29 protein-coding genes, 1 riboswitch and 1 other annotated feature are annotated in these 26,431 nt (G+C 36.0%); of the genes, 17 read left to right on the plus strand and 12 right to left on the minus strand.

The genetic code is table 11. The annotated features are described in order from the left end of the window. Window positions 1-218 precede the first annotated feature (218 nt). The 4 genes from AC0IXC_RS11170 to AC0IXC_RS11185 all read left to right on the plus strand — a co-directional run bounded on the left by AC0IXC_RS11170 (window position 219) and on the right by AC0IXC_RS11185 (window position 3,168). A complete protein-coding gene (locus AC0IXC_RS11170; protein WP_340778018.1) occupies window positions 219-1,211 on the plus strand; it encodes a WXG100 family type VII secretion target in 993 nt (330 codons plus the stop codon). Window positions 1,212-1,233: 22 nt separating this feature from the next. Continuing rightward, on the plus strand, window positions 1,234-1,695 hold the full coding sequence (locus AC0IXC_RS11175) for an Imm30 family immunity protein (RefSeq protein ID WP_002190613.1): 462 nt from the start codon (window positions 1,234-1,236) through the stop codon (window positions 1,693-1,695). Window positions 1,696-2,351: 656 nt separating this feature from the next. Next, the gene (locus tag AC0IXC_RS11180) at window positions 2,352-2,903 is read left to right on the plus strand and encodes a DUF2062 domain-containing protein (RefSeq protein WP_000858888.1); all 552 of its coding nucleotides are present in this window, start codon (window positions 2,352-2,354) and stop codon (window positions 2,901-2,903) included. A 58-nt stretch (window positions 2,904-2,961) separates the two neighbouring features. Beyond that, complete coding sequence (locus AC0IXC_RS11185; protein ID WP_002167706.1) at window positions 2,962-3,168, plus strand: hypothetical protein; 207 nt, start codon at window positions 2,962-2,964, stop codon at window positions 3,166-3,168. Window positions 3,169-3,192: 24 nt separating this feature from the next. Here the strand turns inward: AC0IXC_RS11185 and AC0IXC_RS11190 are convergent, their stop codons facing one another. Then, the gene (locus tag AC0IXC_RS11190; protein ID WP_002088507.1) at window positions 3,193-3,639 is read right to left on the minus strand and encodes a MarR family winged helix-turn-helix transcriptional regulator; all 447 of its coding nucleotides are present in this window, start codon (window positions 3,637-3,639) and stop codon (window positions 3,193-3,195) included. Window positions 3,640-3,711: 72 nt separating this feature from the next. Next, complete coding sequence (locus tag AC0IXC_RS11195) at window positions 3,712-4,491, minus strand: GDSL-type esterase/lipase family protein (protein WP_159147054.1); 780 nt, start codon at window positions 4,489-4,491, stop codon at window positions 3,712-3,714. A 261-nt stretch (window positions 4,492-4,752) separates the two neighbouring features. Here AC0IXC_RS11195 and cpdB point away from each other — a divergent pair, with 261 nt between their 5' ends. Further along, a complete protein-coding gene (cpdB, locus tag AC0IXC_RS11200; RefSeq protein WP_215590159.1) occupies window positions 4,753-7,122 on the plus strand; it encodes a bifunctional 2',3'-cyclic-nucleotide 2'-phosphodiesterase/3'-nucleotidase in 2,370 nt (789 codons plus the stop codon). Between the two features lie 49 nt (window positions 7,123-7,171). Here cpdB and nhaC read toward each other — a convergent pair whose 3' ends face one another. Further along, complete coding sequence (gene nhaC / locus AC0IXC_RS11205) at window positions 7,172-8,545, minus strand: Na+/H+ antiporter NhaC (protein WP_215590158.1); 1,374 nt, start codon at window positions 8,543-8,545, stop codon at window positions 7,172-7,174. Between the two features lie 277 nt (window positions 8,546-8,822). Beyond that, window positions 8,823-9,042: a binding site (T-box leader), on the minus strand. 142 nt (window positions 9,043-9,184) lie between these two features. Here nhaC and AC0IXC_RS11210 point away from each other — a divergent pair. The 8 genes from AC0IXC_RS11210 (at window position 9,185) to AC0IXC_RS11245 (ending at window position 15,947) form a co-directional block, all read left to right on the plus strand. Continuing rightward, complete coding sequence (locus AC0IXC_RS11210) at window positions 9,185-9,541, plus strand: hypothetical protein (protein WP_002128995.1); 357 nt, start codon at window positions 9,185-9,187, stop codon at window positions 9,539-9,541. Between the two features lie 77 nt (window positions 9,542-9,618). After that, window positions 9,619-11,052: an adenosylmethionine--8-amino-7-oxononanoate transaminase gene (gene bioA, locus AC0IXC_RS11215; RefSeq protein ID WP_002033857.1), complete on the plus strand. Its 1,434-nt coding sequence runs from the start codon at window positions 9,619-9,621 to the stop codon at window positions 11,050-11,052. Further along, window positions 11,052-11,780 (plus strand): dethiobiotin synthase, encoded by a 729-nt coding sequence (gene bioD, locus AC0IXC_RS11220; RefSeq protein WP_215590156.1) that lies wholly within the window; start codon window positions 11,052-11,054, stop codon window positions 11,778-11,780. Before bioA ends, bioD begins: the two co-directional genes overlap by 1 nt. After that, on the plus strand, window positions 11,746-12,933 hold the full coding sequence (gene bioF / locus AC0IXC_RS11225) for an 8-amino-7-oxononanoate synthase (RefSeq protein ID WP_215590155.1): 1,188 nt from the start codon (window positions 11,746-11,748) through the stop codon (window positions 12,931-12,933). The genes bioD and bioF overlap by 35 nt, the downstream gene beginning before the upstream one ends. After that, window positions 12,930-13,670, plus strand: a complete 741-nt coding sequence (locus AC0IXC_RS11230; RefSeq protein ID WP_016100653.1) for an alpha/beta fold hydrolase — start codon at window positions 12,930-12,932, stop codon at window positions 13,668-13,670. The genes bioF and AC0IXC_RS11230 overlap by 4 nt, the downstream gene beginning before the upstream one ends. Beyond that, complete coding sequence (gene bioC, locus AC0IXC_RS11235; RefSeq protein ID WP_012261666.1) at window positions 13,636-14,445, plus strand: malonyl-ACP O-methyltransferase BioC; 810 nt, start codon at window positions 13,636-13,638, stop codon at window positions 14,443-14,445. Before AC0IXC_RS11230 ends, bioC begins: the two co-directional genes overlap by 35 nt. A 1-nt stretch (window position 14,446) precedes the next feature. Continuing rightward, entirely contained in the window at window positions 14,447-15,445 is a 999-nt protein-coding gene (gene bioB, locus AC0IXC_RS11240) for a biotin synthase (RefSeq protein ID WP_002014986.1), read from the plus strand. Between the two features lie 181 nt (window positions 15,446-15,626). Then, the gene (locus tag AC0IXC_RS11245) at window positions 15,627-15,947 is read left to right on the plus strand and encodes a hypothetical protein (protein ID WP_002088493.1); all 321 of its coding nucleotides are present in this window, start codon (window positions 15,627-15,629) and stop codon (window positions 15,945-15,947) included. Between the two features lie 23 nt (window positions 15,948-15,970). Here AC0IXC_RS11245 and ribH read toward each other — a convergent pair whose 3' ends face one another. From ribH to AC0IXC_RS11270, 5 genes are all read right to left on the minus strand, one after another. Continuing rightward, a complete protein-coding gene (gene ribH, locus AC0IXC_RS11250; protein ID WP_000230892.1) occupies window positions 15,971-16,432 on the minus strand; it encodes a 6,7-dimethyl-8-ribityllumazine synthase in 462 nt (153 codons plus the stop codon). Window positions 16,433-16,450: 18 nt separating this feature from the next. Further along, window positions 16,451-17,644: a bifunctional 3,4-dihydroxy-2-butanone 4-phosphate synthase/GTP cyclohydrolase II gene (gene ribBA, locus AC0IXC_RS11255; RefSeq protein WP_341087470.1), complete on the minus strand. Its 1,194-nt coding sequence runs from the start codon at window positions 17,642-17,644 to the stop codon at window positions 16,451-16,453. 12 nt (window positions 17,645-17,656) lie between these two features. Continuing rightward, window positions 17,657-18,301: a riboflavin synthase gene (ribE, locus tag AC0IXC_RS11260; protein WP_471652904.1), complete on the minus strand. Its 645-nt coding sequence runs from the start codon at window positions 18,299-18,301 to the stop codon at window positions 17,657-17,659. After that, a complete protein-coding gene (ribD, locus tag AC0IXC_RS11265) occupies window positions 18,283-19,395 on the minus strand; it encodes a bifunctional diaminohydroxyphosphoribosylaminopyrimidine deaminase/5-amino-6-(5-phosphoribosylamino)uracil reductase RibD (protein WP_471652905.1) in 1,113 nt (370 codons plus the stop codon). The genes ribE and ribD overlap by 19 nt, the downstream gene beginning before the upstream one ends. Window positions 19,396-19,704: 309 nt before the next feature. Then, a riboswitch (FMN riboswitch) is annotated at window positions 19,705-19,848 on the minus strand. 190 nt (window positions 19,849-20,038) lie between these two features. Then, on the minus strand, window positions 20,039-20,245 hold the full coding sequence (locus AC0IXC_RS11270; protein ID WP_001151582.1) for a CDGSH iron-sulfur domain-containing protein: 207 nt from the start codon (window positions 20,243-20,245) through the stop codon (window positions 20,039-20,041). Window positions 20,246-20,384: 139 nt separating this feature from the next. On the opposite strand from AC0IXC_RS11270, the gene AC0IXC_RS11275 reads away from it, so the two are divergent. Beyond that, window positions 20,385-20,630, plus strand: coding sequence for a DUF2552 family protein (locus tag AC0IXC_RS11275; protein WP_471652906.1), 246 nt, complete (start codon window positions 20,385-20,387; stop codon window positions 20,628-20,630). Between the two features lie 10 nt (window positions 20,631-20,640). On the opposite strand, the gene AC0IXC_RS11280 is transcribed toward AC0IXC_RS11275, so the two are convergent. Continuing rightward, window positions 20,641-21,564, minus strand: coding sequence for an alpha/beta hydrolase (locus AC0IXC_RS11280; RefSeq protein WP_002033868.1), 924 nt, complete (start codon window positions 21,562-21,564; stop codon window positions 20,641-20,643). A gap of 82 nt (window positions 21,565-21,646) precedes the next feature. Here AC0IXC_RS11280 and AC0IXC_RS11285 point away from each other — a divergent pair, with 82 nt between their 5' ends. Both AC0IXC_RS11285 and AC0IXC_RS11290 read left to right on the plus strand, forming a co-directional pair. After that, window positions 21,647-22,123 (plus strand): GNAT family N-acetyltransferase, encoded by a 477-nt coding sequence (locus AC0IXC_RS11285; protein ID WP_471652907.1) that lies wholly within the window; start codon window positions 21,647-21,649, stop codon window positions 22,121-22,123. A 114-nt stretch (window positions 22,124-22,237) separates the two neighbouring features. Further along, the gene (locus AC0IXC_RS11290; RefSeq protein ID WP_002143052.1) at window positions 22,238-23,164 is read left to right on the plus strand and encodes a LacI family DNA-binding transcriptional regulator; all 927 of its coding nucleotides are present in this window, start codon (window positions 22,238-22,240) and stop codon (window positions 23,162-23,164) included. 25 nt (window positions 23,165-23,189) lie between these two features. On the opposite strand, the gene AC0IXC_RS11295 is transcribed toward AC0IXC_RS11290, so the two are convergent. Next, window positions 23,190-24,509: a Na+/H+ antiporter family protein gene (locus AC0IXC_RS11295; protein ID WP_002014950.1), complete on the minus strand. Its 1,320-nt coding sequence runs from the start codon at window positions 24,507-24,509 to the stop codon at window positions 23,190-23,192. A 119-nt stretch (window positions 24,510-24,628) separates the two neighbouring features. Further along, window positions 24,629-25,627 carry an alpha/beta fold hydrolase gene (locus tag AC0IXC_RS11300; protein ID WP_215590151.1) on the minus strand — a complete coding sequence of 333 codons (999 nt, stop codon included), beginning with the start codon at window positions 25,625-25,627 and terminating at the stop codon, window positions 24,629-24,631. Window positions 25,628-25,758: 131 nt separating this feature from the next. On the opposite strand from AC0IXC_RS11300, the gene AC0IXC_RS11305 reads away from it, so the two are divergent. Further along, window positions 25,759-26,235 (plus strand): ribbon-helix-helix domain-containing protein, encoded by a 477-nt coding sequence (locus tag AC0IXC_RS11305; protein ID WP_002014948.1) that lies wholly within the window; start codon window positions 25,759-25,761, stop codon window positions 26,233-26,235. A gap of 49 nt (window positions 26,236-26,284) precedes the next feature. Here AC0IXC_RS11305 and AC0IXC_RS11310 read toward each other — a convergent pair whose 3' ends face one another. Continuing rightward, window positions 26,285-26,431 carry a hypothetical protein gene (locus AC0IXC_RS11310; RefSeq protein ID WP_002033873.1) on the minus strand — a complete coding sequence of 49 codons (147 nt, stop codon included), beginning with the start codon at window positions 26,429-26,431 and terminating at the stop codon, window positions 26,285-26,287.

Genomic DNA, 26,431 nt, shown 5'->3' on the forward strand with positions numbered 1-26,431 from the left:
AGGGATATCCATTAGAGAAATAGCTACTTAATTTTTTATCTAACCTTTTGGGCCCTGTTCACCAGGAAGGCTCTTTCCTTTACTTCACATACACATAGGCTTCATTTGTTGTTAAGCAGGTTTTATGTTATATAAAGACTTTTGGTTAGCCTGAAGTTTCCGTATTTACATTTTTTTCTTTTTATCTCATAACTTTAATTGGGAGAGGGAGGAAAAAAATGGTTCAAATTAAAGTAACACCTGAAATGCTAGAAGAAGTTGCTAATCGTGCAAGTAATACTCGAATCGCATTAGAATCTATACATAATAAATTATGTAATGAAATAGATCAATTGTGTTTTCAGTGGATTGGTGCCTCCAATCAACAGTTCATTCAAATGTTCAATGATGCGCGACCAAAAGCTTTTAAATCTATTCATTCACTTGTAAAAGTAGAAGAAGATTTGAAACGAATTGCTGAGAAATTCCGCAATACAGATAATCAAGATGTTACAATGGAAAAAGGTGCAATGTGTGGACCGCTATCATTAGAAAAAGAGGGTTTTGATGGTAAAAAACTAGCTAGGGATATAGCGGGTGAAATAAGTGGGGAGTATGATGTTCGTCGTGTTTGGGATGGTATTGATCCATCTACTGGCGAAAAACTTTCGGGGTGGGAACGTGCTGGGGCAGGTGTCATGGCTGTAGCCGGCCTTACACCCTTTGGAAAGATAGCTAAAGTAGGAAAAGGAGTTAAAATGACTGCTAAGGCTACTGAGGCTGTGAATAAAGCTAAAAAAGTACCTGTGGAGAAAGTCAATGGAGTTAATGGTGCGGATAAAGCTCTATTGACTAATGAAGGAAAAGTTGGAACCTATAAACAACTTGTGAAACAAGGAACTGCTTTTGATAATATTACTCCACATCATATGCCTTCTGCACAGAAAATGAAACAAGCTGGTATAAAAAGGAATGATGGTGTGAGTATGAATATGGAACAACCTCATCCTGGAACTGGTGGGAGACATCGTGAAACATATACATATGGTCTATCAGGAGAAAAATCGCAGGCGTATTTAAACCTTAGCTTTCGTGAGGCCTTATCTCATGATATCTTGGATGCTCGAAAAATTTATATAAAAGATGGTTTATATACTGCTGAGATAAGAGAAGGTTTAAGAGAAGTTATTAAAAGAAACAAAGAGCTGTATCCGCATTTATTTGATAAATAAAACATGGAAAGGATGATTACCTTTGGATATTAAGAGTCATTTAAAAAGACTATATGATAATCGTTTATTAGAAAATGAAAATGAGATACGAGATTTTAATGAGTCATTAATGGAAGTAATAGAGTACAATGACGTCTCTGTTATTACAGATTTATGTTTAGTTCTGGATGATGAGACTGAGCAATTTGAGGTTATGTTTGGTTTGATTCATGGAATAGAGAGCTTATATAAAAATAACATAGAAGAAGGACTTGTATGTATTGTTAAAGCTTTTCCAAAGATGATTAACTCAGCTAAAGAATGGGTAGAAATTTTACATTATAGAATTCTTAATCACCCTCAAGTAAGATTAGCATATGGAAAAGTACTTTCGGGATTTGATCCATCAATTACGATTAGTATTAAAGAATTATTGATTGATATAAAAAATGAAGACCCTGATATGTTTAGTGAATCTGTTAATGAGGTAATTAAGAGCATCTAACCATCTAATGTTTAAAGTTGAAACGATATATAAGCACATAAGGCAAGCTAACAGAAAAGAATTTATTATTGGAGTGGAAAGAAAAAGAATAAGAATAAGCTATTAAAAAGTACATACTCCATGATGGTTGTACCATCATGGAGTACTGTGTGCAATGATAGAATAGAAAAACGAAGTACGAGCTTAGGCGAGATGACATTTTACTGGATGATGAATATAAACACATGGAATGGACATAAAACTAATGAAATCGTACAAACTCGTAAGTTTTAACGCAGTAGTTGTCACAACATATAAAGGCTGTCAAACTGTTACTACAAAACTTAGAAATCTATGCTACTTAAAAACAGATGAACTTAAAGCACTGGGTTGTCGATTAAAGGCAACAAGTGCTTTTTTCGTCTTGATATAAAAATAAATGACATGGGACAAACATTAGGAGAATAAATAAGAAAAAAGCTGTCCAACTAAAGTGCACCTCAAATTTTTAGACACGAATAACAATTAGAGGTGTGCTTTTTTATATTGAAATGTCGTATGTATATTTGGTTAACCATCTCTATATCATTTATAATAAAAAGAGTAAACTACATTTATTTTTCATATCATGTAAGGACATACTAGATAGAAAAAATATAGTTAAAGAGATGATGAATTTGAAAACAACTAAGAAAACATATTCGTTTTTTCAGCGGATGTGGAGAATATTAAAGTTTCAATATTATAAGTTGCTTCGATCACCAGAAGGAGCAAAGAAAGTGTCGTTAGGTTTTGCGATTGGATTTGGTTTAGAAATGTTGGTAATTTATACGGCATCGCTCGTATATTTAATATTTTATCCAATTGTCAGGTTAGCAAAAGGATCTTTTCCAGCCGCAGTCATTGGTAATATTATTGGGAAAATATCGTTTCTCCCAGTATTTTTATTTCCGTTTGCTTATGCGTTAGGGAAAATGATTTATCCATTTGATGTACAGAAAATACATCATGAACCATTTACGATATCAGATTTGTTTTCGAGCCATATTTTTACGATGTTAAAGAGCTTATTACAGAGTGAAGTATATGTATTAATTGGTATGACGATAATAGGAATTGTGTTTGGGGTAATTTCATATTTCGTTGTGCATTATTTATATGAAAAGAATCGTAAGTTACGTTTGAAGAAAAGAAAGAAACAAGTGAGAGAACCACTTGTTCAAATATAAAGAATGTCACATTCATTTTCTCCTTTGAATATGTTTAAGAAAAAGGGGGAGAGAATGAATGTATTATTATTACGTACCGCAAGTATACCCATATGTAAATTATTATCCGGTTTATGATATGAGTAGACAATACGAGTTATATCGACAACAACAATTACAGCAAATACCACAAATACCACAACAACAGCCTACGCAAGAACAAAAACCATATTTAACGACATGGCCGTATTCAAATGTATACTATGGTAATTATTACGAATCATAAAGCTGCTTCTATTTAGAAGCAGCTTTATGCGTTTGTTTTCAAAATTAAATTTTGAATGGTTTTAAGAGAATAAATGAGCTTTTCACGCTCTTCCTCAGATAATGTTTGAAAATTTTCTTTTAGTTTTCCTAAAATGAATTGCTGATACTGACTTACTAACATTTTCCCTTCAGTTGTTAGGGAAATTAAAATGACCCTTCGATCTTTTTCGCTATAATGACGCTCTATTAGCTCTTCTTGAATAAGTTTGTTTAATAGAGGGGTCATGTTAGGCCGTGAAATCGCTAGCCGCTTGCCAATTTCTGAAACTGCTAATGTACCATTTTCATGCAAAAGCAGTAACACTTGCGTATGTGATGGCGGCATATGTCTTTGAGAAGAAAACTCTCCAGGAAGCATAAATTTGCGATAAAAAAGAGGCACTAGCGAAAGAAGATGATCAACAATACGTTCCCACTCGCGTGATTCCATATAACGGCCCCCTTCTACTATCATTGTAACAAAAAAGACAAGGTATAAAAATAGAATTGTTTCATGGTAGCCTTAATATTTGTAGGATAACACTTGCTTTGTAAATGTATTGGCAATAATCGTATAACCGTTATCATTTGGGTGTACTTGGTCAAATAGTAAATCTTTTTTATCCTTCGATATTAATTTGCGAATTGGTAAAACAATCGACGGTTGATGTGCTTTTGAAATAGAATAAATAGAATCATTCCAACCATCTAAAAACATATCTGCATAACTTGCGATGGAGTCATCTAGTTGTAAAGGGTTATAGAGTTCAGATAGAATGAGTAAAGCATTCGGATTTTGATCTCGAACGGTCTTTACAATGTTTTTTACATCCGTTTCAAAACGGGCTTTTTCTTTATTTAACATTTTAATACCATCTATAACACCTACATCACGATTTAAGCGGAATAAATTATTTGCTCCAATATTAATAGTAATTATATTTGCTTCCCTAATTTTTTGTTGAACTTCTTCTGACTGGACTTTTTTAACGAGACGATCTGTAGTGAGACCATTTACACCGAGGTTTTCTACCCTAATTGGTTTATGAATTTGTCCTTCTAATTGTTTAGAAGCTAATTCGGCAAATCCCCCTTGTGTAGATCCATATCCTTTTGCAAGTGAATCACCTAATACGAGGTGATAAAAGGAATCATTCGTTTGCTTATCAATCCAACTGGGAGCAGATGTTTTTTCTGTTTTTCTTTCAATTTCTTTTTGTTTTGTCTCATCGTTCTTTTCAAAATAAGAATAAGAAATGATTAGAAGGAGGAGACAAACAATTGTTAAGATGACTTTTTTCATAAATTCATCCTCCTTGTAATTGGTAATTGTATCATATTCAGCAGTATAAGCAATGTAAGGGCATATTATATATTTATGAAAATTTTACAGAAAATTTGTAGAAGTGTGTCAAAAAATATTGACGATATGAAAGCACTTTAGATATGATAATGTCAGATAAGGTGAAGATTATCGCTCTAATAGAAGAAAAAAGGTATGTGGTTAGAGACTGATAGAGATTCACTTCATTATTTTGGGGTAATTGTATAAGGGGGATTTTTTGTGAAAAAGTCAAAAAAAATGCTAGCTGGAGCAACACTTGCTATTGGCGTTATAGCACCGCAAGTGTTGCCAACAACAGCTCAAGCAGAGGAAAAAGCTGGGGAGAGTACAGTTAACTTACGAATTTTAGAAACATCAGATATTCACGTTAACTTAATGAATTACGATTATTATCAAACGAAAACAGATAATAAAGTAGGTCTCGTGCAAACTGCAACACTTGTTAATAAAGCACGTGAAGAAGCGAAGAACTCTGTCCTATTTGATGATGGGGATGCATTACAAGGGACACCGCTTGGAGATTATGTAGCGAATAAAATAAATGATCCGAAGAAGCCTGTGGATCCTAGTTATACACATCCATTATATCGTGTAATGAATTTAATGAAGTATGACGTCATCTCTCTTGGGAATCATGAATTTAACTACGGTTTAGATTATTTAAACAAAGTGATTAGTAAAACAGAGTTCCCGGTTATTAACTCGAACGTTTATAAAGACGATAAAGATAATAATGAAGAGAACGACCAAAACTACTTTAAACCATATCATATTTTTGAAAAAGAAGTAGAGGATGAATCTGGTCAAAAACAAAAGGTGAAAATTGGTGTAATGGGATTTGTTCCACCTCAAGTTATGAACTGGGATAAAGCAAATTTAGAAGGAAAAGTAAAAGCGAAAGATATTGTTGATACAGCGGAAAAGTTAGTTCCAGAAATGAAGGCGCAAGGTGCGGACGTTATTGTTGCATTAGCCCATTCAGGTGTCGATAAGAGCGGCCGTAGCCCAAAAATGGAAAATGCTTCGTATTATTTAACAGAGGTTCCTGGTGTAGATGCAGTATTAATGGGACATTCACATACTGAAGTGAAGGATGTATTTAATGGTGTTCCTGTTGTAATGCCTGGTGTTTTTGGAAGTAACTTAGGTATTATTGATATGCAATTGAAAAAGGTAAACGGAAAATGGGAAGTACAAAAAGAGCAATCGAAGCCGCAACTTCGTCCGATTGCTGATAGTAAAGGGAACCCATTAGTACAATCTGATCAAAGATTAGTTAATGAAATTAAGGATGATCATCAAGCGACAATTGATTATGTGAATACAGCTGTAGGAAAAACGACAGCGCCAATTAATAGTTATTTCTCATTAGTACAAGATGATCCTTCTGTACAACTTGTGACAAATGCACAAAAATGGTATGTAGAAAAGCTATTCGCTGAAAACGGACAATATAGTAAATATAAAGGAATTCCAGTATTATCTGCAGGAGCACCATTTAAAGCGGGTGGCCGAAACGGTGCTACATATTATACGGATATTCCAGCAGGGACATTAGCAATTAAAAACGTAGCGGATTTATATGTATATCCAAATACATTATATGCTGTAAAAGTAAATGGGGCACAAGTGAAAGAATGGCTTGAAATGTCTGCAGGTCAGTTTAATCAAATTGATTCAAAGAAAACAGAAGAACAGCCGTTAGTAAATATAGGCTATCCTACATATAACTTTGATATTTTAGATGGCTTAAAATACGAAATTGATGTAACACAACCGGCGAAATACGATAAAGATGGAAAAGTTGTAAATGCAAATACGAATCGTATTATAAATATGACGTATGAAGGGAAGCCAGTAGCTGATAATCAAGAGTTCATCGTCGCTACAAATAACTATCGTGGAAGTAGCCAAACGTTCCCAGGTGTAAGTAAAGGGGAAGTTGTATACCAATCACAAGATGAAACACGTCAAATCATTGTGAAGTATATGCAAGAAACACCAGTTATTGATCCAGCAGCAGATCAAAATTGGACGTTTAAGCCGATTGTTGCAGATAAATTAAATACAACATTTGATTCTTCACCAAATGCACAAAATCATATAAAGAAAGATGGGAAAATATCATATGTTGGACCATCTGAAAATGAATTTGCTAAATATGCAATTGATATAACGAAGAAGAATGATGATAAGGAAACTGGTGGAGAGAATCCAACAACACCGCCAACAGGTGAAGGCAATAACGGAGAAAATCCAACGACACCACCAACAGGTGAAGGCAATAATGGAGAGAATCCAACGGCACCGCCAACAGGTGAAGGCAATAACGGAGGAAATCCAACGACACCACCAACGGATGAAGGTAATACTGTTAATGAACCAAAACAAGATGGAAACAACGCGGGATCTGGACAAACTACAACAGATAATCAAAATGAAAAAGAAACAACGAAAGTAAGTGAAGGTAAAGAAGAACGTGATTTACCGAAAACAGGTACAAGTGTTGCTTCTACAATTGGAGCAGGTCTGGCGTTTGTTGGAGCGGGATTACTTATGTTATTTAGAAGAAAGAAAGCGAATAGATAGCGGAGAAATATAAAAAGGATTACCGATTAAGGTAATCCTTTTTATTATATTATGAAACTGGTACTGCTTTTTCTTTCTTCCATGAAAGACCAAATCCAGTGAAACCAACAATAATTGTTAAGACCGGGCAAGCTAAACAGAAGATTGCGAATGGAACGTAATCAAATGTCGGAACGCCAAGGACGTTCGATAAGAATACGCCACTTACTCCCCATGGTACGAGCGGGTTAATAACTGTACCTGCATCTTCTAATACTCGTGATAAATTACGACGTTCTAAACCGACTTCATCGTATTTGTTAGCGAATGCTTGTCCTGTTAAAACGATTGATAAGTATTGTTCGCCAAGTAAGAAGTTTACACCAATTGCAGTTGAAGCAGTAGAAATAATTAAGCGTGTGCTATTTTTTACGAAGCTAGAGATGATATTCATCAGCTGCGTGATAATGCCCATTCCTTGTAGTAATCCTCCCATACAAAGAGCTAGGAAAATAAGTGCAATCGACATCATCATACTTTGTAGACCACCACGAGATAGTAAGCTATCAATGTCTTTAATACCAGTTTTAGAAACGTAACCGTCTTGCATAATTTTCATTAAATCAGCTAAAGAAGTGCTAGGTTTAAAAATAAAGAGAATAATAATTCCTACCACAATTCCTGCAAGCAATGTTGGAACTGCTGGAACCTTTTTAAATGCGAATAGGAACAGTAATAAAATTGGAATAAGTGTAACGATAGAAATCGTTGTGTTTTTTTCTAACGTGCTAATAAAGTTTGTGAAGTCAACGTCTCCACTAGTACCGCTTCCTAAAATGAAAAATGCGATAAAAGCAATAATGAAAGCAGGAACTGTTGTCCAAAGCATGTTGCGAATATGCTCAAATAAATCTACACCTGTTACAGCAGGAGCTAAGTTTGTTGTATCAGATAAAGGAGACATTTTATCTCCAAAGAATGCACCAGAAATAATTGCACCAGCGATCAGAGCTGGATCGTATCCGAGAGCACTACCCATTCCCATAAAGGCAAGTCCTACAGTTGCGGCAGTTGTAAATGCACTACCGATACTCGTTCCAACAATTGCACAAACAACAAAAACAGTTGGGACGAAAATTTTAGGAGATACAAGCTGGAATCCGTATACCATTAAAGTTGGAATTGTTCCAGCTGCGATCCAAACACTAATTAATACGCCTACAAGTAAGAAAATAAAAATAGATGGAATACCAGCTGAAACACTACTTATCATTCCTTTTTCCATAGTAGACCAAGAGATTTTTTTCATAAATCCAAATGCTAATAAAAGAACGATACCAAATAAAATTGGGATGTGTGGTGAAACTTCTAATTTGATAACACTAAAGCCAATACAGAAAAAAATAAAAATTGTTAAAAGAACAGATTCAATTTTTGAAACCATTGTTTTCCCCTCCTAAGTAATTTAAAATAGCTCTTTTTTATATAAAATTCGCCAATATTGTATATTTCCTTCTAAAATTTAGAATTTTGTGACAAATTACCGGTAATTGTCAACATCTCAATATGATACGGAAATGATTGGATAAAAAAACGCCCCTGCATATAATTATGCAGGGACGAAGAAATCGCGGTACCACCCTAGCTTGTGAAAGGAGTGTATCACAAAATAAAGGGTCATATGATATGCGCTCATAAAATAAAAACGCCCCTGCAATATATGCAGGGACGAAAAATTCGCGGTACCACCCTAAATTGTGAAACAGTTTCATTTCACCACTCTTTAGACATAACGGTCTAAACCGTCTTTCACTACTCCTCACGTTTCGTAAAAGAAGCTCCAGGGGGTAATTCATAAATCGCTCTGTACTGGTTCGCACCGACCACCAGCTCTCTGAAATCAGAAAACGAAATACTACTAAATCCTATCAACGCCGATTCATATGATGTTAGTTAAATTTTTATCATATATTCATCATACATGTCAATAAAAACATTCGATATTTTTTTAGGGAAATAAAGGAGAAATGTTTTTCATACTGTAAAAATGTGCGTTATAATGAATTTGAAAGGGGAGGAAAGAGTGAAGAAAAAAATAATTCTTTTTACCACCTTACTAGTCGTTGGCGGAAGTGCTGGAATTTACACAGCTTTTGCAGCTGAATCAGAGCAGTCGAAACAAAAGCAAATACAGCAGTCAGAAGTGAAGAAAGTGAAAGAAACTGAAGAGAAGAAATCGATGGAAAAAGCAGCTACTAAACTAGGAGTTTCTACTGAGGGGAAAACAAAAGAAGAGGTTACAAAAGAAGTAGATACCGCTAGATTTGAGCAGCGCCATGATTTGTTAATTGAGCATGCTAAGCAACTTGGAATTGATACAGAAGGAAAAAAAGATGAAGAGATTATTTTAGAAATTGGAAAGATACAACATGGAAAGTAGAACAACTTATCGTATGATAAGTTGTTCTTTTTTGAGAACTGTTTGATTTAAAAATAATTGACAGTCATTTGTTTTTAATGTTAACTATATTTATAAATAAGTTAACATTAGGGGTGACAATTGTGGCTGTTAATAGTAACACGAGTGAAAAATCGTCTTATACATATGAAGAATTATCGAAGAAGAATAAAGATTACGTATGGCACCCATTTACACAAATGAAAGATTATTTAGAAGAAGATCCTGTCATTATTGAACGTGGAGAGGGAAGAAAGCTATACGATGTAAATGGAAATGAATATTGGGACGGTGTTTCATCTATTTGGTTAAATGTTCATGGGCATCAAGTACCAGAACTAGATGAGGCAATTCGCGAGCAATTAAATAAAATTGCTCATTCTACTATGCTAGGACTTGCTAACGTTCCATCTATTTTATTAGCAGAAAAAATAATTGAAGTTGTACCAGAAGGTTTGAAGAAAGTATTCTATTCAGACTCTGGTTCTAGCGCCGTTGAAATTGCAATTAAGATGGCCTTTCAATATTGGCAGCATAAAGGAAAACCGAAAAAACAAAGATTTGTTACATTAAAAGAAGCATATCACGGTGATACGATAGGTGCTGTTTCAGTAGGAGCAATAGACTTGTTTCACCAAGTGTATAGCTCACTATTATTTGAGGCAATTAAAATGCCGTATCCATATACATATCGTTCTCCTTATGGAGATAATAAGGAACAAATTGTAAAGAAACATTTAGAAGAAATGGAAGAAATGCTACAAGAAAAACATGAAGAAGTAGCAGCTATTATTGTGGAGCCATTAATGCAAGGTGCTGGTGGGATGATTACAATGCCAAAAGGATACTTAAAAGGGCTTCGCGATTTATGTACAAAATACAATGTATTATTTATTACAGACGAGGTAGCGACTGGATTTGGGCGTACCGGGAAAATGTTTGCATGTGAACACGAGGATGTGACGCCAGACATTTTAACAGCCGGAAAAGGTTTAACAGGTGGTTATTTACCGGTGGCAATTACGGTAACGACAGATGAAATTTATAATGCCTTTTTAGGAGGCTATGAAGAACAAAAAACGTTTTTCCATGGTCATAGTTATACAGGGAATCCGTTAGGGTGTGCCGTAGCAATTGCAAATTTAGAACTATATGAAAAAACTAATTTAATAGAAGATGTTGCGCATAAAGCAGAATATGTAGCGGCACAATTAGAAGCTCTTAATGAATATAAGCACGTAGGAGATATTCGTCAGTGTGGGCTAATGGTTGGTATTGAACTTGTGAAGAATAAGGAAATGAAAGAATCGTTTGAATGGACAGAAAGAGTCGGCGTTCAAGTATGTAAACGTTCAAGAGAGCTGGGCATGATATTGCGACCACTCGGTAATACGATTGTATTTATGCCTCCTCTTGCATCTACGGTGGCTGAGATTGATGAGATGTTACGCATTTTATATAAAGCAATCTCGGATGTTACGGAGGGAGAGTAATGAGTGGTTTCTTTATAGCAGCAACGGATACAGAAGTTGGCAAAACGGTAGTGACAGGAGCATTGGCAGGTATATTTCGAGAGCGTGGACATAATGTTGGTGTATATAAACCGTTGCAAAGTGGACATGTTGCATCAAATCCTGAGGGTGATGCAGCAAGATTAAAAGCATTATCGGGTGTACCGACAAAAGAAGATGAAATTTGTCCTTATTCCATTGAAGAACCACTTGCTCCGAGACTTGCTATGAAAAGAGCTGGAAGGACGGTAATGTTAAAAGAAATTACTGCTCACTATAATGAACTACTAAAAGAGTTTAATAGCCTATTGGTAGAAGGAGCTGGTGGGCTTGCCGTCCCATATACAGAAGACGCTTTAGTGATTGATTTTGCAAAAGAATTAGAGCTCCCTCTTATTGTAGTAGCGCGTCCGACACTAGGGACAGTTAATCATACTGTCTTAACAATTTCTTATGCAAAGGCACACGGTTTAACAGTAGCGGGTGTAATTTTGTCTGGTTGTAAAGAATGTGAAAAAGAAAGAGTGCAAGAAAATAAAATAATGATTGAGGAGTTAAGTGGCGTGCCGGTTTTAGGGTTATTACCATTCCTTGAAGGAGAGTTTACAAAGGAAGAATTATTAGGGGCGGCAAAAGAGCATATTATGATTTCAAAATTAGAGGAGCTCATCCAAAATGAATCAAATGTGGCGCACGCATCTTCAATCTAAAGTAGAACAATTAAAGGAGCAAGGGCAGTATCGTAATTTACATGTAACAGAGAAAGCGGAAGAGACATGGCTTATTCGAAATGAGAAAAGGATGCTAAATTTAGCATCAAATAATTATTTAGGGTTAGCTGGAGATGAAAGGTTGAAAGAAGCTGCTATTGCCTGCACAAGAAAATACGGAACTGGAGCGACAGCATCTCGTCTCGTTGTAGGAAATTATCCACTGTATGAAGAGGTTGAGAGAAGTATATGTGATTGGAAAGGTACTGAAAGAGCATTAATCGTAAATAGCGGGTATATAGCAAATGTAGGTGCTATATCTGCTTTAGCCTGTCGTCACGATATGGTTTTTAGTGATAAATTAAATCACGCAAGTATTGTTGATGGAATTATATTAAGCGGAGCAGAGCATAAAAGATATCGTCATAATGATTTGGATCATTTAGAAAAGATGTTGCAAATAGCGTCACCAGAAAAGAGAAAATTAATCGTAACAGATACGATTTTTAGTATGGATGGAGATATTGCATATTTGAGAGGCTTAGTTCAGCTGAAAGAGAAATACGGGGCGATCATTATAGTTGATGAAGCACATGCAAGTGGAATATATGGAATCGGTGGAGCAGGATTATCTCATGTAGAAAAAGATATTGCTCAAAAAATTGATATACATATGGGGACGTTTAGTAAGGCTTTAGGGTGTTATGGTGCGTATTTAACGGGTGATTCCATTTATATAGAGTATTTACAAAATATGATGAGAAGCTTGATTTTTACTACAGCTTTACCACCAGGAACATTAGGGGCGATCCGAAAAGCAATTGAAATTGTGAAAGAAGATAACGAAAGAAGAGAGCGACTTATAGAGAATGGTGCATATTTCAGGACGCATTTACAAGAAGCTGGTTTTGATATTGGAAATAGCTCAACTCATATTGTACCGATTGTAGTTGGGTCAAATGAAAATACTTTACGGTTTAGTGAAAGGTTACAAGAGGTAGGTATCGCAGCCATTGCAATTCGTCCGCCGACTGTTCCAGTTGGTAGTTCTCGAATCCGTTTTGCAGTTACGTCACAACATACAATAGCCGATTTAAAATGGGCTATTCAGCATATTATACGCATTGGCAAAGAAGAGGGGTTTTTAGTATGAAAGAGCTAAAGCTTATTTTTATTCCAGGATGGGGAATGGAAGAAGGTGTTTGGACTTTGGTTCTGCCGTATTTTAAAGGATATTCTGTTCAATGTATAGATTGGCGTAACGTGAAAGAACAAAGTGAATTTGCGGGGCGAATAATAGATGTAGCGCAGGATGAAAATGTAATTTTAGTTGGATGGTCACTAGGAGCGTTAGCGGCAGTACAAGCTTATAAAAAGATTAAGGCCCAAGGTATGGTACTAATTGGTGGTACCGCTAAATTTACCAATACAAGTGACTATACAAGTGGATGGAATTCCTTGCATGTAGAACGTATGAAAAAGAATTTAACGAGAAAAAAAGAAGATACTTTGAAGCGTTTCTATGAAAATATGTTTATAAAAAGTGAGCTGAGGGAGAATACGAGTTTTGAAGAGATTGCGCAGAAGTTTAAAGGAGACTCGATTCAGTCTTTACAATTAGGCTTAGATTATTTAATAGAAACAGATATGAGAAATGAAGTAATAGATATGAAAGCCCCGCTGTTACTCCTTCATGGAGAGCAGGATGTAATATGTCCATTGTCTGCAGCCCATAGTATGGCGAATAATACGAATGCCAATCTAAAAGTAGTAAGCGGTGCTGGGCATGCATTATGTGTAACGAATTTTGAATATTGCGCAAATGAAATTATTCAATTTGTAGAGGGGATACGACATGATCAACAAAACGTTACTGCAAAAACGGTTTAACGGGGCGGCTGTATCCTACGATCAATATGCAAATGTACAAAAAAAGATGGCGCATTCGTTACTTTCTACATTGAAGGAACGATATAGTGAAACATCATCGATACGTATTTTAGAACTTGGATGCGGGACAGGATATGTAACAGAGCAATTATCAAATTTATTTCCGAAAGCTCATATTACAGCTGTGGATTTTGCTGATGAGATGATTGCAGTCGCGAAAACTAGAAAAAGTTTGGGGAATGTGATGTTTCGATGTGAAGATATTGAACAATTAAAATTAGAAAATCCATATGATGTCATCATTTCAAATGCTACATTTCAATGGCTTAATGATTTAAAAGAGACAGTGAAAAATTTATTTAACTATTTGTCTGAAGAAGGAATATTATTATTTTCCACGTTTGGTAATACGACTTTTCAAGAATTGCATACGTCTTTTCAGCGTGCTAAGAAAGAAAAGGGGATACACAATTGTACTTCAATAGGACAACGATTCGTTTCGAAAGAACAGTTAGTGAATATATGCAAAAATCCATTAGGAAATGTACATGTTTCTGAAACGTGTTACATAGAAAGCTTTACAGAAGTTAGGGAGTTTCTACATTCTATTCGAAAAGTAGGGGCAACCAATAGTAATGAAGAGTCTTACTGTCAAAGCCCTTCACTCTTTCGTACGATGCTTCGTATATACGAAAGAGACTTCACGGGAAAAGAAGGGATAATGGCAACATATCATGCTTTATTTACGTATATAACAAAAGAGGGGAAGAGATGAAATGAAACAAGTACAAACAAAAAGGGATTGGAAAAAACTTGCATACGACGTAGTAGAAGAGAAAATGATTACGAAAGAAGATGCAATTGCAATATTAGAAGCTGATGATACAGAGGTTTTAGAAATTATGAATGCAGCTTACATCATTCGCCATCATCATTTTGGTAAGAAAGTAAAGTTGAACATGATTATAAATACGAAATCTGGATTATGTCCTGAAGATTGCGGGTATTGTTCACAGTCTATTATTTCAGAAGCACCGATTGATAAGTATGCATGGTTAACACAAGAGAAAATTGTTGAAGGAGCGCACGAAGCAATTCGTCGTAAAGCAGGTACATATTGTATTGTTGCATCTGGTCGTCGTCCGACGAATAAAGAAGTAAATCACGTTATTGGAGCAGTTAAGGAAATTCGTGAAACGACAGATTTAAAAATTTGCTGTTGTTTAGGATTTTTAAATGAAGATCAAGCAGGTCAGTTAGCAGAAGCTGGTGTGCATCGTTATAATCACAATTTAAATACGCATGCCAACAATTATGATAGCATTTGTTCAACGCATACGTATGACGATCGTGTTGATACAGTCCAAAAAGCGAAGCAAGCCGGTATTTCTCCATGCTCTGGAGCAATTTTCGGAATGGGAGAAACGATTGAACAGCGCGCTGAAATTGCATTTGAATTACAACGTTTAGATGCGGATTCTATTCCATGTAATTTCCTTGTTGCTGTAAAGGGTACTCCGCTTGAAGGACAAAAAGAATTAACACCTGTAGAATGTTTAAAAGTGCTGGCGATGATGCGTTTTGTAAATCCAACAAAAGAAATTCGTATTTCAGGTGGTCGAGAACTTAATTTACGTTCTGTACAGCCACTTGGTTTATTTGCAGCAAACTCTATCTTTGTCGGGGACTATTTAACAACAGCTGGACAAGAGCCGACTGCGGACTGGGGTATGATTGAAGATTTAGGATTTGAGATTGAAGAATGTGCGCTATAAGATAGATGAAAAGCAAACTCTTTAAAGGGGTTGCTTTTTTTTGTAAATAAAATGTAATAAAAGTCCATTAACGCTTGATAGTAGTCACTTTTGGACGAGAAAAATAATTTTGTGGACGAATTTTCCAAGCCCTAATTGTACATAGTAAAAATGTAATTTATATCGGGTTGGAGGATTTTACATGTACAAATACATATTAACTATTATGACCTGTCTGATTTTAATAAAAGCGATAAGTGCTGATCCAGTTAAGGCGGCTGAAAATCCTGAACAAAAAGAAATGCAACAAAGAATTGAACAGCATTTTCGAACGAAAGCTGAACATTTTGGGCTTGAAACAGAAGGAAAAGATTTAAAAGAAGTGAGGAAGGAAATTTCTATTATAGAAGAAGCGGAAAAGAGAGAAAATGTGTGGAGAACAGCACAAGCTCTTCGTATAAAAACAGAAGGAAAAACGATGGATGAATTAATAGAAGATGTACGAAAAAAGGTGAGAAAATAAAAAAAGAGGCCGTAGCCTCTTTTTTAAGCCCATTGTTTTGATAAATGAGCCATTTCGATCGCAGCAACTGCCGATTCATATCCTTTATTACCAGCTTTTGTACCCGCACGTTCAATCGCTTGTTCAATTGTTTCTGTCGTTAATACACCGAAAATAACTGGAATGTCCGTTTGTAGTGATAAAGACGCAACACCTTTTGCTACTTCATTACAAACGTAATCGTAATGTGTTGTAGCACCGCGAATTACTGTACCTAATGTAATAACAGCATCATATTTTCCGCTATTGGCCATCTTTTTAGCGATTAAAGGAATTTCAAATGCACCAGGAACCCATGCAACATCAATATCATTCTCTTCTACACCGTGACGCTTTAATCCATCTAAAGCTCCGCCAAGTAACTTACTTGTAATAAACTCATTAAAACGTCCAACAACAACCCCAACTTTTAATCCTGTACCAACTAAATGACCTTCGAATACCATAATGTATCTCTCCCTTAATTATAAGTTTAGTAAATGTCCTAATTTGCTTGCTTTCGTTTGTAAATACGTTTTATTTTCTTTTTTTGTTGGCATTTGCAACGGTACACGCTCGGTTACTTCTAAATCGTAACCTTGTAAGCCAGCAATTTTTCGTGGATTATTCGTTAATAATCGTAAACTTTGTAAGCCTAAATCTTTTAAAATTTGAGCGCCAATACCGTAATCACGAAGATCAGCTGGGAACCCAAGTTTTTCATTTGCTTCTACAGTATCTAACCCTTCTTCTTGTAACTTATAAGCGCGAAGCTTATTCAGAAGGCCAATTCCTCGTCCTTCTTGTCTCATATAGAGAAGAACACCTTTTCCTTCACGCTCAATTTGAGCAAGTGCAGCATGTAGCTGTGGTCCGCAATCACAGCGGCACGAACCAAATACATCTCCTGTTAAGCATTCTGAATGAACGCGTACAAGTACAGGTTCGCCTGTTGAAATATCACCTTTTACGAGCGCGATATGTTCTTTCATATCTAATGAGTTAGAATAGCCAATTGCATGGAAAGTACCGAAATCTGTAGGTAATGTAATTTCCACTTCTCTTGTCACAAGTGTTTCGTGATGGCGGCGATAAGCAATTAAATCTTCTATTGTAATCATTTTTATATCAAATTGTCTTGCGCACTCTAGTAAATCAGGTACACGTGCCATCGTACCGTCCTCATTTATAATTTCGCAAATGACTCCAGCTGGTTCTGCTCCGCAAAGTTTGGCTAAATCGACAGCGGCTTCTGTATGACCAGCACGGCGCAGTACACCGCCTTCTTTCGCAATTAATGGAAAGATATGTCCAGGGCGATTGAAATCAGAGCCTTTTGATGCAGGGTTTAACAATTCTTGTATCGTAGTTGCACGTTCATGAGCACTAATCCCTGTTGTTGTAGAAACATGATCAATGCTGACTGTAAACGCAGTGTGATGTGAATCTGTATTATGAGATACCATTGGTTCTAACTGTAGACGTTCTGCGTACTCCTCCGTAATCGGTACACAAACGAGACCACGACCGTGTGTAATCATAAAATTAATCGTTTCTGGTGTAATGTACTCTGCTAAAGCAATAAAATCGCCTTCATTTTCTCGGTTTTCATCATCACATACGATAACGACTTTTCCTTGTTTTAAATCTTCTAGAGCTTCTTCAATACGATGAAACATTGTGCTTCCCCCTTATAGAAATCCGTTTTCTTGTAAAAAGTTTTCGGTCATTGACCCTGTTCTTTTTACTGGCTTTGAAATAAAGCGTTCAATATATTTTCCAATCATGTCACACTCAATGTTTACGATGTCCCCGGCTTTTTTTTCTCCGATTATAGACTCGCTTACTGTGTGCGGGATGAGTGAAATTGTAATTGAAGATTCGTCTATATCAAATATTGTTAAGCTAGTGCCATCAACAGCAACGGATCCTTTATGCAAACAATAGCGTAGTAATTCATCAGAAATTGCTATTTTGTAATAGATGGCATTGTAATGTTGTTTTTTAGTTAAAATCGTACCGATGCCATCGATATGTCCGGTGACGAAATGTCCACCGAATCGTCCGTTTGCAGCCATCGCCCGCTCTAAATTCACCTTGGCACTTGGCTTTAGCATACGAAGTGATGTTGCTTTCATTGTTTCAGGCATTGCGTCGACAGTGAATGAAGTAGTCGTAAAAGTAGTTACTGTTAAGCAAATGCCGTTAACTGCGATACTATCACCTAATTTGACATCCGATAAAATTTGCTTTGCGCTAATAGTTAGCTTCATTGCTTCATCACTTTGAGTCATGCTTGATATCGTTCCTAACTCTTCTACGATTCCTGTAAACATTCCGTCACCTCGCTTTTTAAGGTTGCAACAATTTTTATATCATTACCGATTTGTTTCATCTCTTGAATTGTTAAGGAAAGTGCATCTTGTAACTTCGAAAAACCAGCTCCGCCAAATAAGGTGGGTGCATCTTTTCCACCAATTAATTTCGGGCTTATATAGGTCACGATTTCATTAAAACTATTTGTTTTTAAGAAGTTTGCATGCACCGTTTGACCACCTTCAACGAACAGAGAAAGAATTTGTTTCTCACCGAGCAGGGATAGGACATCTTGTATTTCAATTTGCTGTGTTTTCATTTGGAATACAGCTATATTGTTAGATTTATAAGACGCTATTTTCTCTTTGTTTACATCCTTACCGACAATAATCCATGTCGGAGTTAAGCCATCTGTTATGACATGAGAAGATGGCGGCGTTCGTAAGTGGGTATCTAAAATAACGCGTATAGGATGTTTACCTCCGTTTGGAATTCGTGTTGTTAAGTGTGGATTATCAGTTAGAACTGTATTCACACCGACTAGAATAGCATCATGTATATGACGATATTGGTGAACGTCAGCGCGTGCTTCTTCGCCTGTAATCCACTTACTTTCACCGGTTATAGTTGCTGTTTTTCCATCTAAGCTCATTGCTGTTTTTATTGTTACAAAGGGACGTTTCGTTTTCATATAGTGAAAAAAGTATCGATTTAATAAAGTGGCTTCCGCCTCAAGAACACCAGTAGTTACCTCGATTCCAACTTCTTCTAATCTCCTTTTTCCATTTCCGGAAACGAGTGGATTGCAATCAAGAGTAGCAATTACAACACGCTGAACTCCTTTTTCAATGAGTAATTCACAGCAAGGGGGTGTTTTTCCAAAATGGCTACACGGTTCAAGTGTTACATAAACGGTAGCGTCTTTTGCTCTTTCACCAGCCATGTGAAGAGCATGAACTTCAGCATGTTCTTCACCAGCACGCATGTGGGCACCCATTCCAACAATTTTTCCATCTTTAACAACAACGGCACCAACCATAGGATTTGGGCTTGTTTGTCCCGATGTTCCTTGTGCTAACTGCAAGGCAATCCTCATATATTCTTGATCTGTCATTCTTTTCACCTCTCCTGAAAAAATCAAAAAACCCCAAGGATTTTATATCCTTGGGGTTTGGGAGACGTGATTTCTAGAAATATAGTTCGAATACGAAAGTATAGGAAAGAAACCTAACGATGACTGATATTTTGGCATAAGGAAAAAACCTAGCAAAATATCAAATTCTTTCAACGCTAGTCGTATCTTTTTATTTCAGTATAGAAACATAACTATACAAAATAAAACATATATAAAGATTCAAAATGAAACTTTAAAAATATGCATACTGAAATAAAAGTGTATTCGCTATATAAAATTACTAGAAAACATATCCTTCTCCCATCCAGACTATACTGTCGGCCCTAGAGTTTCACTAGATCCACCGTTTTCGCGTTGAAAACGGGTCACGGACTTAGAAGCTATCGCTTCATCACCGCCGGTTGGGAATTTCACCCGACCCCGAAGGATGTTGTTTGCTCACATTATAGCACAAAAAAGAAAAAAGCATAGTAAAAAATGTTCGAATGTGAAGAATTGTTTGAAAATATATGCCGATTTGAATGGGGACGAAAGTAATAGAAATGTGGAAAGGGGAAGGGCTGTATAGGCTTTGATCAAAAGAAAAAACATACACAAATAAATGTGCATGTTCTTTAAATATTTATTCTGCCTCTGGTGCTCTAACAACAGACTCGAATTTGCCTTTATGCGAAGCATCGCAATAAGGCATGTTTTTTGATAAACCACAACGACATAAAGAAAATGCTGGTTTTGCTGGGAATACATTCCCTTGTGAGTCAACTAATTCCACGTCCCCTGTAACGCGAAAAGAGCCATTATCATTCACTTTAATTTGTACTTTTGCCAACGTTATCCCTCCTTTCCAAACGCTTACTCTCATCATATAATTAGGGAGAGTACTTGACAATATAAAAAGAGCACTTTGTTTGAGAGAGAAGAGAGTGTTATAATAGTTTGTATAACTGACTAGAGTAAGGTGACGAAAGATGGATAAAAAATTACACGCACTACAAAATATTGCAAATGAGCGCACATGGGCATCATTTTTGAATGATAATCATCCATATAGTTTACTTCATTGGTCAATCGCAGGTGTAGGACAAGAACCGAAAGATGTTTGGTTACTTCAAGATGAGGTAACTTTTCAAACGACGGAATTCCCAACGCTAGACGAGGCAGTAAAGTGGATTTCTGAAAATATGGAACAAGTTACAGACATTTTAGCGCAGTAAAAAAACAGGCTTATGCAAGCCTGTTTTTTGTTTCTTTTACATATGTGTTTAAAAATTGATCGATGGCATCTTCGTACTCTTCTTTATTTTCATTATAAGAGCAAGCGTGTGCACCATGTTCTGCAATATAAAGCTGTTTATTATTTTCTTTCGCTTCATAAAGTGATTTCGTCATATCAGATAAAATATAGTCATCATCTTTACTATGAATAAAGAGAACCGGATTGTTAATATTTTTTATACAATCAATTGGTGAAACTTCACGAATTGTATAGCCATCACGAACTTTTAAAAAGGCATTTGCTAAAGGTAATAAAGGCCATTTTGGCAAATGAAACTCAACTTTCAAACGATGTTGTAACTGTCCATAAAAATCAGAGAAAGGACAATCAGCAATATAAAAATCAGCACCATCTTCTACAAATCCTGCATATTGAAGAAGAGTTGCAGCGCCCATAGATTCACCATGAATTCCGAGTGTAATATTCGTTCCGAAACGATCTTTTAGCCAGTCAACTACTGACTTTAAATCATGTTTTTCATAATAGCCATAACTTGTTGTTTTACCACCGGTTTTACCATGACGGCGATGATCATAAATAAATACGTTATATCCTCTATTTAAAAATAAGTTTGCATATTTAACGGAATTCATTTTATTTACAGTCACACCGTGGCAAAAAATCATAAATTTATTGGAATGACCAGCTGGCATGTAATATCCGTGAAGTTCGTATCCGAATTGAGAAGGGATGTGAACCTCTTCTTTTTGAATAGCCTTAAAATCGTCCAAATGAAAATGCTTTTTCGTTTCGCGTTCTAAAACTTCTTCCTCTGTTTTTTTCTTCAAGTACATAACTTTATTTGTAAAGAAAATCCCAATCGCAGTTAGTGCACCTAGTATAGTAAACAATGCTGTAAAAAAACGTTTCATACTTTACCTCATCCTCCAAATACCTCTACATGTGATACACTAACATTGTATCACAATGATGTGAAAAGGGGAGAAATCGTGTATGGTTCATATACAAAAAATCACACCAGAAATGAAAGAAGTAATTCAGGATTTTATGTGTGAAAACTGGGGAAGCTCAATGATGGTCTCGCGAGGCAGAGTACATCAATTAGAAGAATTACCTGGTTTTATTGCACTTAGAAATAACAGAATAGTGGGAATTGTAACATATAAAGTGATAGAAAACATGTGTGAAATTGTATCGTTAAATAGTTTTGAGGAAGGGAAGGGGCTTGGTACAAAACTGGTGGATTGTGTATTGCGAGTGGCAAAAGAGAACGAATGTAAAAAATTGTGGCTTATTACGACGAATGATAATATGAACGCACTTCGTTTTTATCAAAAACGTAACTTCATGATGACGGACTTGTATATTGATGCGGTAAAGGAAGCACGAAAAATAAAGAAAGAAATTCCGTTTATTGGTTATGATAATATCGCGATTTCACATGAAATTCAGCTGGAGTATATTTTCTGAGTAGAGTGGAAATTGTGTAACAATTTTCAGAAATATAAAACAATAACCTTGACGAATGTTATATTTTGGTTTAATTTAAAATTGTAATCTATTACCATATTAAGGGGTGACGATGTGGCAACTATACGTGATGTTGCAAAATTGGCCGGTGTTTCAGTCGCAACCGTTTCAAGAGTCATTAACGAAAAAGGATATGTCCATGAAGATACGGTCAAACAAGTAAAAAAAGCAATTGAAGAATTACATTATAGACCGAATGCTACAGCAAAGCCTTTATTTAAACAGCCTTCAACGGTGATTGCATTACTTGTAGATAATTTGCATAATCCATCATACATCACTTTGCTCCGTTTCGTTGAGGAAATAGCATACAAAGAAGGGTATCAAGTAATAGTTTGTAATATAGAAAATAAGAATAGATACATAGATATGTTGGAGCAAAATAACATTGCAGGCGTTATAATGACGAAATCTGTTTTTCGAAGTATAGGAGAAATCTCACTTCCTTTCGCTGTGCTTGAAGAACGACAATCTCTTATGAGCTATTATGAAAGTGGACAGAAAGCTGTTTCTTTATTAAAAGAGAAAGGCTGCCAGTTTCTTGCTTATATCGGTGAGGGAGTAAAGAGTGAAGAAATGGAAGAGCATGTGGCAGGATTTCTAGATACTGCTTGGAAAGAAGGACTTTCTTATCGAGAGGAAATTGTACAAGGGTATACGAATCAACAGTTTCTTGAATTGTTACAAAAGCATCCATACATAGATGGGGTTGTAGCTTCAAGTGATAAGGTCGCTATTGAGCTAATCAGGGCGGCGAAAACTCTTAATATTCATATACCAGGTAAGTTACAAATCATTGGATTTAACGGGAGTGTAGAGGGTGAATGGATAAGTCCATCATTAACGACGATTGGAAGTTATATCGAAGAAAATGGGGAAATAGCTTTTCAACAGTTAATAGGAAAAATAAAGAAGAAACAAGTGCGACAAGAAGAAGTGGAAACAGAATTTAGGTGCATTGAGAGAGAAACAACAAAGTAAAAGGTGCGTTTTTAAAACGCACCTTTTATAGTGTAATTGCGGCAATAAAGCCGAATATAAGTAACGGTATATTATAGTGTAGAAATGTTGGGACACATGTATCCCATATATGATGGTGCTGACCATCAGCATTTAAACCGGACGTTGGTCCAAGTGTACTATCAGATGCTGGAGAACCTGCATCACCAAGTGCACCAGCTGTACCGATAATTGCGATTGTAGCCATGGGACTAAATCCGAGCTGGACGCATAATGGTACGAAAATTGTTGTTAAGATTGGGATGGTTGAAAAGGAAGAGCCAATTCCCATCGTAACGAGAAGTCCAATAATGAGCATAAGAAATGCAGCAAGCGGTTTATTATTTCCGATTATATGTGCACTCGTTTGCACAAGAGATTCAACATGTCCAGTTTTTCGAAGAACAGCGCCAAATCCAGCGGCAGAAATCATAACAAATCCGATAAAGGACATCATACGCATTCCACTCGTTAAAATAGCATCGGCTTCTTTAAGAGGGAGGCTACCGCTAACTGATAAGACGATAATACCTGCTAAAGCACCAAAAATCATTGATTCTGTTGCTAATTGCACAGTTAATGTAGCGAGTATTGATAATAAACCCAAAGTAATGCTTCTTTTCGTATAGGGAACGATTTCATTCTGTGCAGAATGAATTTGTTCTGTTTCATATGTACGTGGTTTTCGGTATGTAATGAAAACCGCTACACATAATCCGATAATCATACCGATTGCTGGAATAGTCATCGCTTTTGGAATAAGTGCGACATCAAACGTAAGACCGCTTTGCGCAGCATTTGTTTGCAATACGTCATGATAAATTTTTCCGAACCCTGCTGGAACCCACATGTAAGGGGTAATTAACCCAAATGTAATAAGACATGTTACAAGCCTACGATCCACCCTCAGCTCATTTAATACTTTTAAAAGTGCTGGAATTAAGATTGGGATGAAGGCGATATGAACAGGGATAATATTTTGTGAGAAACAAGCCATTGTTAAAATGATAAATAATATAAGTATTTTAGAATAGACTTGTTTTTTCGTGTCTTGTTCGTTGCCGATCCATTTTAAAGCTGATTGGATCATTGCATCAGGAAGTCCTGTTTTTGAAAGGGAAATAGCAAATCCACCGAGCATTGCGTAGCTTAATGCGATAGGAGCACTGTTCCCAAGGCCGGCTGTAAAAGTACTGATTGTTTCTGAAATACCGAGTCCGCCGATAAGTCCGCCTGTTAAAGCTCCAACGATAATGGCGACAATGACTTGGACACGTAACAAACTAAGCAGTAGCATGACTGCTACTGCGATGAGTACAGCGTTCATAATAAATGTAATCTCCCTAATTTTTATTCTGTTAAGGCAAGCAAGTGTTTGTAGTGACATATACTTGCGACATATCATTATAAAATGTTTTCTATGAAATGTAAAAGCGCCTTTTGTTATTAATGTTGAAAAGATAGTTCTTGTTTAATTGATTGTAAAGATTTAGCGAATAACTCAGGCTCTTCTAAATCTGGAGAATGTGCCGAGTTTGGAAACCAAATCATCTTTTTAATAGGAGCTTGAATGACATCGCAATATTGTTGAACGAGTGCATAAGGAGTTTGATAATCATAGCGACCAGAACAAAAATAAACAGGAATAGATAAACTTGAAATAGATGAAAAGAAATCGATTGTCAGCATCTCTTCCCATAAAACTCCGGATTTTAAATTTCCTGCGAGAAATTTGAACCAATCTAATAGCGTATATTCAGGAGAAAAGAAGCCTTTTCGTATGAAAGAAAAGGAAGATCCATTTTGGATTGCTCCTCCAAATGTACCAAGCCACTTTCTTTGAATAATGAGGCGTCTCGTATCTAAAAAGGGTGGTTTCCCTAATTTTAAAAGAGAAGCTAATGCCTTTTTATGGTCATGTTTTTTGGCAGAGCTAATTAAATGTTGATATAGTAATTCTTCATTTTGCTTCATATGTACGATTTGACCGATGCCGATGTATGCTTCTATATATTCGGGACATTGATTAGCGATTTGTAGTCCGATAATACTTCCCCAAGAATGACCAGCGAGAAATAGTTTTTGCTTATTAAAGCGTTTGAGAAGATATTGAATAACCTTTTTTGCATCTGAAAAAAATTGATCAATCGTAAGATTTGTTTGGATGTCCCGCCATAAAAAGGATTTACCTGCCCCTCGCTGATCCCAATTAATAACGATAAAGTGCTTTTCTAACTCTTTTTGAAAATGGCGAATAAAGCCGATTTGTGCCATACCAGGGCCGCCGTGACAGCATAATAAAATAGGCTGGTCCACGTTTTGGCCGCGTATAAGGAGAGATTGTTTCCGGTCATTAATCATAACGCTTTCTATCGTAGCGATACTGTTAGGGATTAGTTGCTTCTTTTCGTTGTAAAACTGAGGGGTATGGCTACGAAAAAGCATATGTAAACCTCCTTTTCTTAAATGGTATGAATCGCACAGGCTCTTTCTTTTGCATATACTACTAGAAAATCATTGTATCATAACATACTGGTTTGATTTCAAGTTTAGGCGATTAAGAGAGGAGGGAGAATATGACGATTGGAGAAATTATTGATTCTTTAAATAGACGCGAATCAATCGCTATTATAGCGAAACGGCTTGAAATGAGCCCATATACATTATCAAAGAAATTAAGGGTGATTGGATATGAATATGATGGAGAGCAGAAAAAACGTATCTTTATAGGTGATGGTGAAGAGCCACGTCATTTGCAAATCCAAGAAGCTACTGCCCTTCAATATGCAAAAACAGACTATCAATTACTAATTTATGAACAGTTACAAAGCATTTATGAATTGCTAAGAAAAAGAGAAGAAGTAAGTGTTCAAATTATAAGTAAGAGCACAGAGAAAAAGAAACGAACCTTTTCGATTAATATAGAAGTATTAGCAAGACTAGATGTTATATCGGAATCAAAAGGGATTCAAAAGTCTAAAATTGTAGAAGAAGCACTACAGGAATTTTTGCAACGGTATGATGTTAATCATGAAACGTATCCAGAGAAATAAAAGAAAGGATACTATGTTCCATATAAGAGCGTGTATCCTTTCTTTTATTTCATTTTTTGTTTTGTTTCGAAAAGTAATATAGGAACCAAACGGCATGATTTTGTTCATCAGCTGCTGCGCTCCGAAATGTTTCTTTCACTTGTTGATTTGTCGTTTCGTCGATACAATGTATCGTCATTGTTTGATAGAAATACAT

The sequence above is a fragment of the Bacillus sp. AC266 genome, assembly GCF_979253805.1.